The following is a 13,581-nucleotide window of genomic DNA, read 5'->3' on the forward strand; positions in this document are numbered from 1 at the left end:
GGCGCAGACCCTGGCTTCACGTCGGATCGTTGCGCCAGTGCTGACGCAGGCTGTCCAGGCGCTCCTGTTGGGTCCCTCCTGACAGAACGAGCTGCAGCGTGGCCGATGGGTATTGCAGGCGCAGGCGCAACCAGCCGTCCAGCACCGCGTGCTCGGTGAAGCCCTGCTCCAACCCTTCCTCGAGGCAGCACCAGATCACCCCGTAATCGTGCCCGGTGGCACGGCACCACGACCAGGCATGGCGCTCCAGCAAACACACCTGCAACTTGTCCTGCTGGTGCTGGCTGAGGTTGTCTTCGATCGCCAGGTCACTCACCGCCCGACGCGGATTGACCATCTGCTGCCACCCCAGGCTACCCATGGCCCGGTCGGCCCAGGTGCCGCCGTACCAGTACAACCGGTCGATGGGCCCCAGCCAGCGGCTTAACTCGCTGGCGTCGCGGGCATCGAAGAAGTAGCTGGCGGTCCAGGGGTTGTAGTAGCTCAACAGGCCCTTGTGATGCAGGCCGAAGGTCACCGTGAGCATGCGTCGCAGGTGCTCGAGCAACGCAGCGGCCGACACCGAGGTCTGGAGCAACAGCCCGGGCCAGTCTTCAGGCTGGTCGTGGACGCAGTCCGCCAGTCTTGCGTGGCTCGCCAGTTCGATCACTTGCGGCCCCTGCTCGCGCAAGCCATGCAGCTCGGTGTCGGCAAACAACGCGTGCCGTACCGCGCCGGCAAAGCCGTGTTGCAACCTGCTGCCGGCCTCCGGTGCGGCGGGTATGTCGAGCAACAGCCATTGCGCCGTGCGGGCCAGGCTCATGCCGCACCACTCAGGCCATCGCCTGCCGCCGTGCGACACACGCAGATGGACTGACGGCAATGGCTATAGCTGCCACCCCCCGGCAGCAGGCACAGCAACACCAACGGCTGACTGCTGCGCAGCAGGGCCAGCAAGTCCTGGGCCGCGACCGCGGGTACCTCCTCCGGGGTTGCAATCGGGGCCTCAACCAGGGGTGGCGCCATGGCCTTGAGGTGAAGGTTCGGGCTGGACAGGTGCAGGGTTTCTCCGACGATGCTCACTTCGCTGCAACCGACCTTGAATTGCCGTTCAGCACCGGGACCAACGACCAGTGCCGACCCGGGCGACACTTGAAGCTGTTGCTCGCGCCCCATGAATGCCGCCGCACTGATCTGCAGTTGCAACCGTGCCGCATCACTCGGTGCCGCAGTCGAGTCGCTAGCAGCCTGGTCCACCCCGGTCTGCTGTGGCGTAACGAGCACGCCGCTGATCAAGGGCTGGTCCGGATCACCCTCGGTATAGCTGACACACACCTGCACACCGGCCCTGAGACCGTTTATCGCCTGGGCAGACAAGTGGGCAGACACCGGCAACCAGCAATGACTGGGTCGACCGCCCTCGCCCTGGTACAACCACTCCATTTGCACCGCGATCCGCTGCTGCGCATCACGGTGTTGGCCGTCCACGCTCACCACCCAACCAAGTTGCAGGCTGCTCATGCGCGGTTTCTCCGGTGGCTCGGCGGGCACGTACGGCACGCCCCACGCAATGGCCCGCAGTCGATTGTGATAGCGCGGCATGTCATGCGGACTGGCGCGATGTTCGACCCGGGTGATCAGCCACGGGCCATTGCCCTCGGTGCAGGGGTGTCCGGCGCACGATAAACGCTGTCCCGCGCGCACGGTGGGCTGCTCGGTTTCAGCCTGCACGTGGATGCCGTCCGCTTGCGTATGCACTGCAAAGCGCCTGACGCCGGCGGCACCGTCACCCCCGAAGCTCAGCGTGTCGGCGACGCCGTCGTGCTGCCCGGAATCGGTAAACACCAGGCAATGGCCACGCCGGCGGTGTCGGAAGTGGTAGTCAATCGACTGTTGGCCACACAGGCGCTGGACAAACGCCAGGTCGGATTCGCAGTACTGGGTGCAGAACGCCAGTGCCGGGTACTCACTGCGCAGTTCGAATCGGCAAGCCTGCCCGTCAATGCCATGCTCGCTCAACACCTGGGCGAGGATCTGCGGCACCGACAATCCGCTGAATAGGCGCCGGGTGAAGCGCCGGGCCAGTGAGCCCAGTCGCGGGCCCAGGGTCACACGCCAGAGGCCAGGTTGTGCCTCATCGTGAAGCGGAACCAGGTCCTGGATCTGACCATGAATACCGCTGGTCGCCGTGCCGAAACACAGATAGGCCGCGCGAAACATCAGGCTGGACAGGTCCAACTGGCGCTCGTCCAGGTGCAGGTCCAGCAAGAATGCATAGGGCTGGCTGATGGCTTCGCTGCCGCTGAACGCGACCACGGCCAGGGGCTGGGATTGACCCGCTATCTCCAGACGAAATGACGGCTCGTGAAGGGGATCGAACATCGGCTTTTCTCTACAGGAGGGGCGGCCGGGGATTCTCGCTGAGAGACATGGCCGAGTAGAGTGCCGAAATACAACTTGGGAAATGGACTACATGAAATGAGGAAGCACCATCGTTGATAGTGCTACACCATTGAAAATCGCCGAAAAAAAAGGGAATCGCCTTACCAGGCCATCTGAAATTTCCGTAAGACGGGGAACATTTTCAGACAGCCTGGTCTCGGCGGTTCGCTACCTCAAGAAGACAGGTACGAAGAACGAGTCAGGCCCAGGCGCAGCGCATCGAGGAACTGGGTACGCTCGGCAGCCGTGATCCGCGCACTGGCGACTTTGTCGCGGTAGTGAGTCATCAGCTCTTCCGGCGACAAGTGCACGTAGCGCAGCATGTCTTCGATCGTGTCGTGGGTCTCGATCCCGGCGTGATAAACACTGCCATCGGCATTCTGGTAGATGTTCACCGAGTCGGTGTCACCAAACAGGTTGTGCATATCGCCGAGGATTTCCTGGTAGGCACCCACCAGGAAGATCCCCAGCAAGTAGTCTTCACCGTCTTTGAGGGCATGCACCGGCAGGCTGGTCTCGATGCTCTGCTCGTCGACGTATTGCTTGATCTTGCCGTCGGAGTCGCAGGTCAGGTCTTGCAGCACGGCGCGGCGCAGCGGCTCTTCGTCGAGACGGTGCAACGGCAGGATCGGCAGGACCTGGCCGATGGCCCAGGTGTCCGGCAGGCTCTGGAATACCGAGAAGTTGCAGATGTACTTGTCGGCCAGCTTGTCGTTGAGCTCGTCCAGCACCTGGCGGTGCGAGCGCTGACGGGCCTTCAGGGAGTTGTGCAGACGGCGGCAGACGGCGAAGTAGCATTGCTCGGCCAGGGCTTTCTCGGCCAGGGTCAGCTTGCCATCGGCGTACTGGGCCGCCACGTCGCTCATGTAGTGGGTGGCGCGCCAGTAGGTTTCGGTGACCATCTCGATGTCGGTCGGACCCAGCAGGTCCACCAGCCATTGCACGGTTTCCGGCAGCGCTTCCTTGTTTTCGATCTGCGGCACGTCGTCGTTGTGTTTCTCGACGTCGGTCACCTGCACCACCAGCATGGCATGGTGGGCGGTCAGGGAACGGCCGCTTTCGGAGAAGATGTTCGGATGCGGCAGGCTCTGCGCGTCGCAGAACTCCTTGAGCATCCCGACCACGACACCGGCGTAATCGTCCATGTCGTAGTTGATCGAACTGGCGTTACGCGAGTGCGTACCGTCGTAGTCCACGCCCAGGCCACCACCGACGTCGATGTGATCGACCGGCAGGCCGAGGTTGCGCAACTCGCCGTAGTAACGGATCGCTTCCTTGAAACCGTGCTGGTAGTCCGCCAGGTTGGCGATCTGCGAACCCATGTGGAAGTGCAGCAGGCGGATGCCCTGGTCCAGGCCGGCCGCGCGGAAACGCTCGACCACCGACAGCAGTTGTGCCGCCGACAGGCCGAACTTGGATTTCTCACCACCGGTGTCCGCCCACTTGGACGAAGCCAGGGACGACAGGCGCACCCGCAGACCGACCTGTGGCTTGACCTTGAGCGAGGCGGCTTCTTCGATCACCAGGCCCACTTCGGATTCTTTCTCGATCACGATGAACACGTTGTGGCCCAGCTTCTGCCCCATCAGCGCCAGGCGGATGAACTCACGGTCCTTGTAACCGTTGCAGACGATGGTGCCGCCCTTCGGTGCCAGGGCCAACACGGCCAGCAACTCAGGTTTGGAACCGGCTTCAAGGCCGATCGACACATCCTGGGTGGCGATGATGTTCTCGATCACCGCTTCTTGCTGGTTGACCTTGATCGGGTACAGGGCGGTGTATTTGCTCTGGTATTCCAGACGCTCGATGTTCGCATCGAAGGCGCCGGTCAGCTGACGCACGCGGTCTTGCAGGATGTCCGGGAAACGGACCAGCAATGGCAAGGACAGGCCGCTTTTGCGCAGCTGGTCGACTTGCTCGAACAGGTCGATAGGCGAGCTGTTCGGACCGTTCGGACGAACTTCGACGCGACCGGCGTCATTGATCGCGAAATACCCGGCCCCCCAATGGCGAATCCCGTAAACACTGCGGCTGTCCGCAACTGTCCATTGGCTGCCATCGTCTTTGCGTGTGCGTCGTACGGACATCGAAGTCCCCTATAAATGAAGTCAAAGAGCGCCACCCGCGTTGCGGGCTGGCGCAGCTTAAAGAATGAAAATGACGATTAGCCTGCAACGAGGGGATAGACCTCGAATGCAGCCCTGAGTTTAGAAACCGGTCAGAACAGGCTCTGTGAAAACCATGGAGACGACGCCTGCGCTATTCGGGATCAGGCCTGCGTCAAGTCGGAGTGGTCTTCACAGAGGCTGCTAGCCGCCGGATTTCTTCGCTTTGAAACCGTGCTTGATCAGCTCTGCCAAGAGTAGCTCGACATGATCGCCCTGGATTTCGATGACCCCGTCCTTCAACGCGCCGCCGGTGCCACAGCGTTTTTTCAACGTCGTGGCCAGGTCCTTGAGCGCGTCTTCGGCCAGCGGCACGCCGCTGATGGTGGTCACCGTCTTGCCGCCACGGCCCTTGCTTTCGCGGCGCACGCGCGCGATGCCATCACCGGCCGGGATAACGGTTTGTTGGCAGATGCAGGCTGCCACGGGCTGGCTACAGTCCGGGCAATGTCGACCTGCGTCGGTGGAAAATACCAAGCCACCAAGGGCGGCGAAGGATGCGGCTTTTTTGGCCACCGGCAATCCTCTTGGGAGGACAAAGACTGGTCGCAGCCACGTTGGCACGGGCTATCGACCGCGAAGCCCCACTCAGGCAGGGGCAGCGCTACTGGAACGGTACAACAAGCATTTCACTGTAGGAGCGAGTGCCCGCTTGCGAGTGCCCGCTTGCGAGTGCCCGCTTGCGGCTTGCTCGCGATGGACGTCAACGATAACGCGCGGCATCAGGCAGCACGTGTCGTCCGTGCATTTTTCGCGAGCAGGCCGCAAGCGGGCACTCGCTCCTACAAAAGGTCGCGCAGTGTAACGACAAAAAGCTCACTTGCTAAGAGCCAATCGGCGCCAATTTACGCATCTTTTGCGACGTCGATGCCGCGCGCCCGCAGATAGCGTTTCAAGGCCGCCAAAGAGTCCGGGCAGTAAGGCTTTTCGCTGATTTCCTGCATGACCTGGGCAATGGGAATAAAACGCGCTTGCAGGACTTCTTCCGGTTGCAGGATCAAGGGCCCATCCCAGACCGCCGAAAACGCCGCGCACCACAGGCGGCTACCGGTGTCCTCGAAGTAAAAATGGTCGTGGGCGGTCAGTTCCACCCCGCTCACCCCCAACTCTTCCGCAAGCTCCCGGGCCGCCGACTCGGCGTAGCTTTCATCGGCACCGACCATGCCGCCGGCCGCCACATCCCAGAACCCGGGATAGAGCGCCTTGCTGAAGGTGCGCTGATGCACGCACAGCTCACCGCTGGAGTTGAACAGCATGATGTAGGTGCCGCGCCCGATCAGCCCGCGCTCGCGCAACTCTGAGCGCACCAGTGAGCCGAGCAGGCGGTCCTGCTCGTCGACCCAGGCGATCCGCTCGGCATCCGAGGCCGCACGGTGCGCGGCCTCCCGGGCTTGATCAACCATGACTCAGCCCTGGTTGAGCAGCTGACGCAGGTCGATCACCGCTGCGTTGGCCCGCGAAATGTAGTTGGCCATGACCAGCGAGTGGTTGGCCAATGGGCCAAAACCGCTGCCGTTGAGGATCATCGGGCTCCAGACGGGCTCCTGCGAGGCTTCCAGCTCACGAATGATCTGGCGCACGCTGACCGTGGCGTTCTTCTTGGCCAGGACATCGGCAAAGTCGACTTCGATCGCCCGCAGCAAGTGGGATAGCGCCCAGGCTTGGCCGCGTGCCTCATAGAACACGTTGTCGATCTGCATCCACGGGGTTTCCACCACTTCCTCGTCGACCTGTGGCACCTGGCCCGGGGCCACGACTTCGGTTTTCAGCGAAGTGTTGAGCTTGACCCGGCCGACGCTGGCCGACAGCCGTTGCGACAGCGAACCCAGGCGGGTGCCGACATCGCCCAGCCAGTTGTTCAGGTTATCGGCACGGGCATAGAACAGCGCGTTCTTTTGCGACGGGTCCGACAGGCGCGCCTGATAGCGGGTCAGGGAGTTGATGCCTTCCTGATACTCCGACTCACTGGAAGGCAGCACCCAGCTCTTGTTGTCGAAGTTGAAGCGCGGCTCGGCCTTGGCCAGGTCAGCGTCTTCAGCCGACTGCGACTGCGAGCGGGCAAAGTCTTTGCGCAGGGCCCGGGTCAGGTCGCGGACCTGTACCAGCACCCCGTATTCCCAGCTCGGCATGTTGTCCATCCACAGGCCAGGCGGGAACCGGTCGTTGGAAATGTAGCCCCCTGGCTTGTTCAGCAAGGTGCCGGCCACCGACTTCAGGGTTTCCACCGTGGTGTAGCCGACGACCATCTGCTTGCCGTCTTTTTCGGCGGCGATCTGGGCGTTCTGCTGGACCGGGAACAGCGCCGGCTCCTCGCTCCAGTACCAGCCCAGGCCAATGGTCACCAGCAGATACAGACCGATCAGCGTAGCCAGCGCACGGCTGAACAGCAGGCCACCCAGATAGCTGCGGGTGTCCGACTTGGGTTCGGCGGCGCGGTCAGGCGCGCTGCCTGCACGGTTCTTCCAGTCCAGCATGGCGATATCCTTTCAATCACTTGAGTTCATCGGTTCGACCACAACCCTACTCCATCGTGCCTGGCCAGCAGCGGATTAATCCTGCCCTGGCACGGCGCCGCATGTCTGGCGGTCGAGCGAGCACTATAGATGAAGCAGGGCCGCGAGCCTACGAGACCAGTCGGTCATAAACTGAATGGGGTCGCTTTGCACAATATTGACTGGCGACACTCATGCAACCGGAAAGTGGTGCTAGCATAGAGCCACCAGTCGACCTCAGCATGCACCCTCACTAGTAGTCAGGATATGACCGAGCCAGAAGACCCCAGCCGTGAGCGCCTCAAGCAGCACTTTGCCCAGCGGGTAATTCATCAGGCACGTCAGATTCTTGAGATATGGCAGCGTCTGCAAGGCGGCGAGTGGTCGACAACCGACCTGGCGGAGCTCAGCGAAGCCAACCTGCGCCTGTTGCGTTTCGCCGAGCGCTTCGAGCAGCCTGAACATACCCAGTTGGCCCAAGGCATCAACCAGTCCCTGCAGGCCGTCGACGCCAATCGCGGACGCTTGAGCAGCGGCCTGATCAGCGACCTCAACCGCTTGATGCAACGTTTGTCGCGCACCGGCCTGCGCCAGGGCGACCAGCTCGAACAGACTTACCTGCCGCCCCTGCGCAAGCCGGTGTATGTGCTGCTGCAGGATCACGACCGTGCCGAACGCCTGGCCAAGCAGCTGGAATTTTTCGGCCTGAGCGCCCAGTCCCTGGACAGCGTGGCGGCGTTTCGCGCGGCGATGGTCGAGCGTCTGCCGAGTGCGATTGTCATGGACGTCGATTTCGAGGGCCCGGGCCTGGGCCTGCAATTGGCGGCCCAAGCCCAGGAAGGCCTGGAGCACAAGCTGCCGCTGCTGTTTTTCAGCCTGTTGGAAACCGACACGCCGACGCGCCTGGCGGCGGTCCGGGCTGGCGGCCAGGAGTTCCTCACCGGCACCCTCGAGGCCTCGAGCCTGCTGGAAAAGATCGAAGTGCTGACCTGCGTCGCCCAGTACGAACCCTACAAAGTGCTGATCATCGACGATTCCCGCGCCCAGGCCATGTACACCGAGCGCCTGCTCAACAGTGCCGGGATCATCACCCGCACCTTGATCGACCCGATCCAGGCCATGGCCGAGCTCGCGGACTTCCAGCCCGACCTGATCATTCTCGACATGTACATGCCGGCCTGCACCGGCACCGAGCTGGCCAAAGTGATCCGGCACAACGACCGTTATGTCAGTGTGCCGATCATTTACCTGTCAGCCGAGGACGACCAGGACAAGCAACTGGACGCCATGAGCGAAGGTGGCGACGACTTCCTGACCAAGCCGATCAAGGCACGCCACCTGATCACCACCGTGCGCAATCGCGCGGCCCGGGCCCGCAACCTCAAGGCGCGCATGGTCCGCGACAGCCTGACCGGCCTGTACAACCACACCCATATCCTGCAACTGCTCGAAGACTGCAGCTTCCGCGCCCGCCGCGAGAACAAGCCCTTGAGTTTTGCCATGCTCGACATCGACCACTTCAAGCGGGTCAACGACAGCCACGGCCACCCCATGGGCGACCGGGTGATCAAGAGCCTGGCGCTGTTTCTCAAGCAGCGCCTGCGCAAGACCGACTTCATTGGTCGTTACGGCGGCGAAGAGTTCGCCATCGTCATGCCCGACACCGATATCGAATCGGCCTACAACGTACTCGACCAGATCCGTCGGCGTTTTGCCGAGATCCATTACCCAGCCCAACCGCAAGACCTGTGGTGCACCTTCAGCGCCGGCGTGGTCGACCTGAGCGAGAACAGCGACAGCCTGATGATGGCCAGCCAGGCCGACGAAGCCCTGTATCGCGCGAAGGCGGCGGGTCGCAATCGGGTGCAGGCTGCGCGGCAATCAAGGCAAAGTGCCACTTTTTCCGCGGAAGCCACCGATTCGGTCATAACGCTGTAATACAAACGCAATAACTTCGGGCGCTTACCATTCTGTCGTCGGTAGAAACCTGATGCGCCTGAAGTGGCTGACCAATCTCAATACCCTGCTGTTAGTGGCGGTGTGCCTGGCACTCGGCGCCACTTTGTGGTGGTCGCAAAAAGCCCTGGAACGCCCCTATCTGTTGATGGAGCGTTACCTGGGACTGTCCCAGCAGTTTCAGAACCAGGTGGCACGCAAGATCGAAGACTACCTGCAAAGTGGCGACGCCTTGCGCCTGAGCAGCGCCACCCAGGCGATTGCCACGCTGCAACAAGGCCTGGATGAAATGCGACCTGAGCTGGCCCAGAGCCTGCGCCCAAGCCTGGCCAGCCTTGAGGCGTTCAGCAACACCGAGCTGCTGGCGGCGGGCAAGCTGGCTGGCGATCCACAGGCGCTGCTGCTGCAAGCGGAACGCGAGCTGGGGGCCAGCCTTGAGCAACTCGGCCAGTACGCCACCGCCAGCCCCGGCCCGGAATCCAACGCTTACCTGCCGTTGTTACTGGCGGCGGCCCAGCACCTGAGCAAGTTGTCCCTGGCCCGGGACAAACTGGTGAGCAGTGGCCGCAGTGAGCTGGCGATCGATGTCGAACGTGAAGTGAACAATATCCGCACCCAGGCCGAGCTGATCGACGCCTTGCCATTGCTCGGCGTGGCGAGCAACCAGGCCTCGAACAGCGACGATTTCGCCTCGATGATGGGCCTGCAAGGCAGTGAACAAACGGTCGCCGAAGATGCCGGCACCGGCTACAAGCGCGAATTGGCCAGCCTGCTCGCCCGCTACCCGGCGGAATTGGCCCGGACCCGCGAACAGATCCGCCAACGCGGCGAATTGAGTGCCGCCACCCACCTGAAAATTGACGCCGTGCAGCAGGCCATCGCCGGCCTGGAGCCCGTGGTGCGTGCCCAGCATGGGCAGATTCAAGGCGAAGTCCGCTTGATCCAGGGCGCGATGATCGGCCTGATCCTGTTGATCGCCCTGCTGATCGATACCCTGCAGCGACGGCTGGCGCGGGTCCTGAGCAACCTGGCACCGGCCTTGTCGACCTGGGCCGAAGGGGATTTCAGCGCCGACATCCACCTGGGAGCGACCAATCGCGAACTGCATGACATCGAGGCCTCGCTCAATCGCCTGCGCGCCTATCTGGTGGACCTGGTGGGGACCATCCGGCACAACGCCGAACAAGTCGCCGGCAGCAGCCGTGTGCTGGCCGAGCTGAGCAACGAACTGCACGGCGGTGCCGAGCATCAGGCCGGCGACACCGCGCTGATCCGCGACTCCCTGGGCGAGCTGGAAGCCACCATCGTGCAAGTGGCCGGCGATGCCAGCCAGGCGGCTGACGCCAGTCGCCATGCGGGCCTGGCGGTGGCCCACGGGCAGCAGGTGATCGGCATGAGCCTGACCGGGCTGCACGCGCTGGTCGACGAAGTCCAGGGCAATGCCCAGATGATCGAGCACCTGGCCGAGGAGTCAGCGACCATCGGTGGCGTGCTGACGGTGATCCGCTCGATTGCCGACCAGACCAACCTGCTGGCCCTGAACGCCGCCATCGAAGCCGCCCGCGCGGGGGAAATGGGCCGTGGTTTCGCAGTGGTTGCCGAGGAGGTTCGCACCCTGGCCCAACGCACCGCCGGCGCTACCGCCGAGATTCAGACCTTGATTGCCGGCTTGCAACAGGCGGCCCGCCGGTCGGTGGACGGCATGCGCGCCCAGGTCGAGCACGCCGAGGCCACCGCGAGCCAGGCGCAGGCGGCTGACGGCGCACTGGATAAAATCGTCGATGCCATCCAGACCATCGCTGACACCGCGGTGCGCATCGCCGATGTCACGGCCCAGCAAAGCGGCGCGGTCAGCGAAATCCGCGATCACAGCGAACGCATTCATCAATTGGGCGGGGATAATCTGCTGCGTATCGGTCAAGGGCGCAGCCAGGGCGAGAACCTGCTGGTGCTGGGCGGGCAGCTGCACACGGCGGTGCAGGCCTTTCGTGTTTGAGCGGTCTATCGCAAGCCGCTTCGCCTGTTGCCGGGACTTCGCCGAACGTGCTGCCAACTCGAATGACCAGATTTAACCAGTTGGTCATATACTTCGCGCAATCATCGGTCATCGTGCTGGCTATTGCAGAGAACTGGACAGTCACAATTGCTTTGCGGCATAGTCGCCGGGTTCTGATAACTGCGCATAGATCACAAGGAACAGCAGATGGCGACGCTACTGGTGCTGCACGGACCCAACCTGAACCTGCTCGGCACCCGCGAACCGGGCGTCTACGGGGCTGTCACCCTGGCCCAGATCAACCAGGACCTGGAACAGCGGGCACGCAACGCCGGCCATCATTTGCTCTACCTGCAAAGCAACGCCGAGTATGAATTGATCGATCGCATTCACGCCGCTCGTGTCGAGGGCGTGGACTTCATCCTGATCAATCCAGCAGCTTTTACGCATACAAGTGTCGCATTACGTGACGCGCTGCTGGCGGTGAGCATCCCATTCATCGAAGTGCATTTGTCTAACGTGCACAAACGCGAACCTTTCCGCCATCACTCTTACTTCTCCGACGTAGCGGTGGGAGTGATCTGCGGCCTTGGCGCCAGCGGTTATCGACTGGCCCTGGAGGCCGCCCTGGAACAGCTTGAAAGACCGGCAACGGCTTGAACAACAAGCGTTAAACGCCCCTGACCGACCCTTGGGAGTTGATGATTCATGGATATCCGTAAAGTTAAGAAACTGATCGAACTGCTGGAAGAGTCCGGCATCGACGAGCTCGAGATCAAGGAAGGCGAAGAGTCCGTACGTATCAGCCGCCACAGCAAGACTCCGGCCCAGCAGTACTACGCTCCGGCGCCAATGGCTGCACCGGCTGCCGCCCCAGTTGCTGCAGCGCCTGCTGCTGCCGCTGCACCTGCCGCTCCGGCCGCACCTGTGCTCAACGGCACCGTTGCCCGCTCGCCAATGGTAGGTACCTTCTATCGCAAGTCTTCGCCGACTTCGCCGTCCTTCGTTGAAGTAGGCCAAAGCGTGAAGAAAGGCGACACCCTGTGCATCGTCGAAGCCATGAAGATGATGAACCACATCGAAGCTGAAACCAGCGGTGTGATCGAATCCATCCTCGTTGAAGACGGCCAGCCGGTTGAGTACGACCAACCGCTGTTCACCATCGTTTGAACCGCGGAGTGCCTTTGATGACTGCGAAGTTGGAAAAAGTCCTGATCGCCAACCGCGGTGAAATTGCCCTGCGGATCCTGCGCGCCTGCAAAGAGATGGGTATCAAGACCGTCGCCGTTTACTCCAAGGCCGACAAGGAGCTGATGCACCTGGGCCTGGCAGACGAATCCGTTTGCATCGGTCCGGCATCGGCCGCGCACTCTTACCTGCACATCCCGGCAATCATCGCTGCAGCCGAAGTGACCGGCGCTACCGCCATTCACCCAGGCTACGGGTTCCTCGCGGAAAACGCCGACTTCGCCGAACAGGTGGAGAACTCCGGTTTTGCCTTCATCGGCCCGAAAGCTGAAACCATCCGCCTGATGGGCGACAAGGTTTCGGCCAAGCACGCGATGATCGCAGCCGGCGTACCGACCGTTCCAGGCTCCGACGGCCCGCTGCCCGAAGACGAAGAAACCGCTCTGCGCATCGGTCGCGAAGTGGGCTACCCGGTGATCATCAAGGCCGCTGGCGGCGGTGGTGGTCGCGGCATGCGCGTGGTGCATAAAGAAGAAGACCTGATCTCCTCGGCCAAGCTGACTCGCTCCGAAGCGGGCGCAGCGTTTGGCAACTCGATGGTCTATCTGGAAAAATTCCTGACCAACCCACGTCACGTGGAAGTCCAGGTGCTTTCCGATGGCCAGGGCCATGCCATCCACCTGGGTGACCGCGATTGCTCGCTGCAACGTCGCCACCAGAAAGTTCTCGAAGAAGCGCCGGCACCGGGCATCGACGAGAAGGCTCGCCAGGAAGTCTTCGCCCGCTGCGTCAAGGCGTGCATCGACATCGGCTACCGTGGCGCCGGCACCTTCGAGTTCCTGTACGAGAATGGCGCGTTCTATTTCATCGAAATGAACACCCGCGTTCAGGTTGAGCACCCGGTTTCGGAAATGGTCACCGGCATCGACATCGTCAAGGAGATGCTGAGCATCGCCGCTGGCAACAAGCTGTCGTTCACCCAGGATGACGTGGTCATCCGCGGTCACGCGCTGGAATGCCGGATCAACGCCGAAGACCCGAAAACCTTCATGCCGAGCCCGGGTACGGTCAAGCATTTCCACGCACCAGGCGGCAACGGCGTTCGCGTCGATTCGCACCTGTACAGTGGTTATGCCGTTCCGCCGAACTACGACTCGCTGATTGGCAAGCTGATCACTTACGGGGCAACCCGTGACGAAGCCATGGCGCGCATGCGCAATGCGCTGGAAGAAATCGTGGTTGACGGGATCAAGACCAACATCCCGCTGCACCGCGACCTGGTCCGCGATGAAGGCTTCTGCAAAGGGGGAGTGAACATTCACTACCTCGAGCACAAGCTGGCGGGCGACAAGCACTGAGTGTT

At 62.2% G+C, this 13,581-nt stretch carries 11 protein-coding genes; 5 read left to right on the forward strand and 6 right to left on the reverse strand.

The genetic code is table 11. The features are described 5' to 3' along the window. Positions 1-16: 16 nt before the first annotated feature. The 6 genes from Q1W70_RS07110 to Q1W70_RS07135 all read right to left on the reverse strand — a co-directional run bounded on the left by Q1W70_RS07110 (position 17) and on the right by Q1W70_RS07135 (position 7,060). Complete coding sequence (locus tag Q1W70_RS07110; protein WP_166590941.1) at positions 17-802, reverse strand: DUF4123 domain-containing protein; 786 nt, start codon at positions 800-802, stop codon at positions 17-19. Continuing rightward, positions 799-2,361 (reverse strand): type VI secretion system Vgr family protein, encoded by a 1,563-nt coding sequence (locus Q1W70_RS07115; RefSeq protein WP_302098713.1) that lies wholly within the window; start codon positions 2,359-2,361, stop codon positions 799-801. The genes Q1W70_RS07110 and Q1W70_RS07115 overlap by 4 nt, the downstream gene beginning before the upstream one ends. Before the next feature lie 233 nt (positions 2,362-2,594). Next, positions 2,595-4,508 carry an arginine decarboxylase gene (gene speA, locus Q1W70_RS07120; RefSeq protein ID WP_095170181.1) on the reverse strand — a complete coding sequence of 638 codons (1,914 nt, stop codon included), beginning with the start codon at positions 4,506-4,508 and terminating at the stop codon, positions 2,595-2,597. 222 nt (positions 4,509-4,730) lie between these two features. Beyond that, entirely contained in the window at positions 4,731-5,102 is a 372-nt protein-coding gene (locus Q1W70_RS07125) for a translation initiation factor Sui1 (protein WP_095170180.1), read from the reverse strand. A gap of 329 nt (positions 5,103-5,431) precedes the next feature. Further along, positions 5,432-5,989, reverse strand: a complete 558-nt coding sequence (locus Q1W70_RS07130) for an NUDIX hydrolase (RefSeq protein WP_166590944.1) — start codon at positions 5,987-5,989, stop codon at positions 5,432-5,434. 3 nt (positions 5,990-5,992) lie between these two features. Continuing rightward, positions 5,993-7,060: a DUF2333 family protein gene (locus tag Q1W70_RS07135; protein WP_166590945.1), complete on the reverse strand. Its 1,068-nt coding sequence runs from the start codon at positions 7,058-7,060 to the stop codon at positions 5,993-5,995. Positions 7,061-7,345: 285 nt separating this feature from the next. On the opposite strand from Q1W70_RS07135, the gene Q1W70_RS07140 reads away from it, so the two are divergent. The 5 genes from Q1W70_RS07140 (at position 7,346) to accC (ending at position 13,576) form a co-directional block, all read left to right on the forward strand. Continuing rightward, positions 7,346-9,016, forward strand: coding sequence for a response regulator (locus Q1W70_RS07140; RefSeq protein ID WP_166590946.1), 1,671 nt, complete (start codon positions 7,346-7,348; stop codon positions 9,014-9,016). A gap of 1,411 nt (positions 9,017-10,427) precedes the next feature. Further along, on the forward strand, positions 10,428-11,030 hold the full coding sequence (locus tag Q1W70_RS27250; protein WP_371927860.1) for a methyl-accepting chemotaxis protein: 603 nt from the start codon (positions 10,428-10,430) through the stop codon (positions 11,028-11,030). Positions 11,031-11,237: 207 nt separating this feature from the next. Next, complete coding sequence (aroQ, locus tag Q1W70_RS07150; protein WP_159993541.1) at positions 11,238-11,690, forward strand: type II 3-dehydroquinate dehydratase; 453 nt, start codon at positions 11,238-11,240, stop codon at positions 11,688-11,690. A gap of 48 nt (positions 11,691-11,738) precedes the next feature. Beyond that, complete coding sequence (gene accB / locus Q1W70_RS07155; RefSeq protein ID WP_166590948.1) at positions 11,739-12,200, forward strand: acetyl-CoA carboxylase biotin carboxyl carrier protein; 462 nt, start codon at positions 11,739-11,741, stop codon at positions 12,198-12,200. Between the two features lie 17 nt (positions 12,201-12,217). Then, positions 12,218-13,576: an acetyl-CoA carboxylase biotin carboxylase subunit gene (gene accC, locus Q1W70_RS07160; protein WP_166590949.1), complete on the forward strand. Its 1,359-nt coding sequence runs from the start codon at positions 12,218-12,220 to the stop codon at positions 13,574-13,576. Positions 13,577-13,581 lie beyond the last annotated feature (5 nt).

It is taken from the genome of Pseudomonas kielensis (assembly GCF_030505375.1).
Lineage (GTDB): Bacteria > Pseudomonadota > Gammaproteobacteria > Pseudomonadales > Pseudomonadaceae > Aquipseudomonas > Aquipseudomonas kielensis.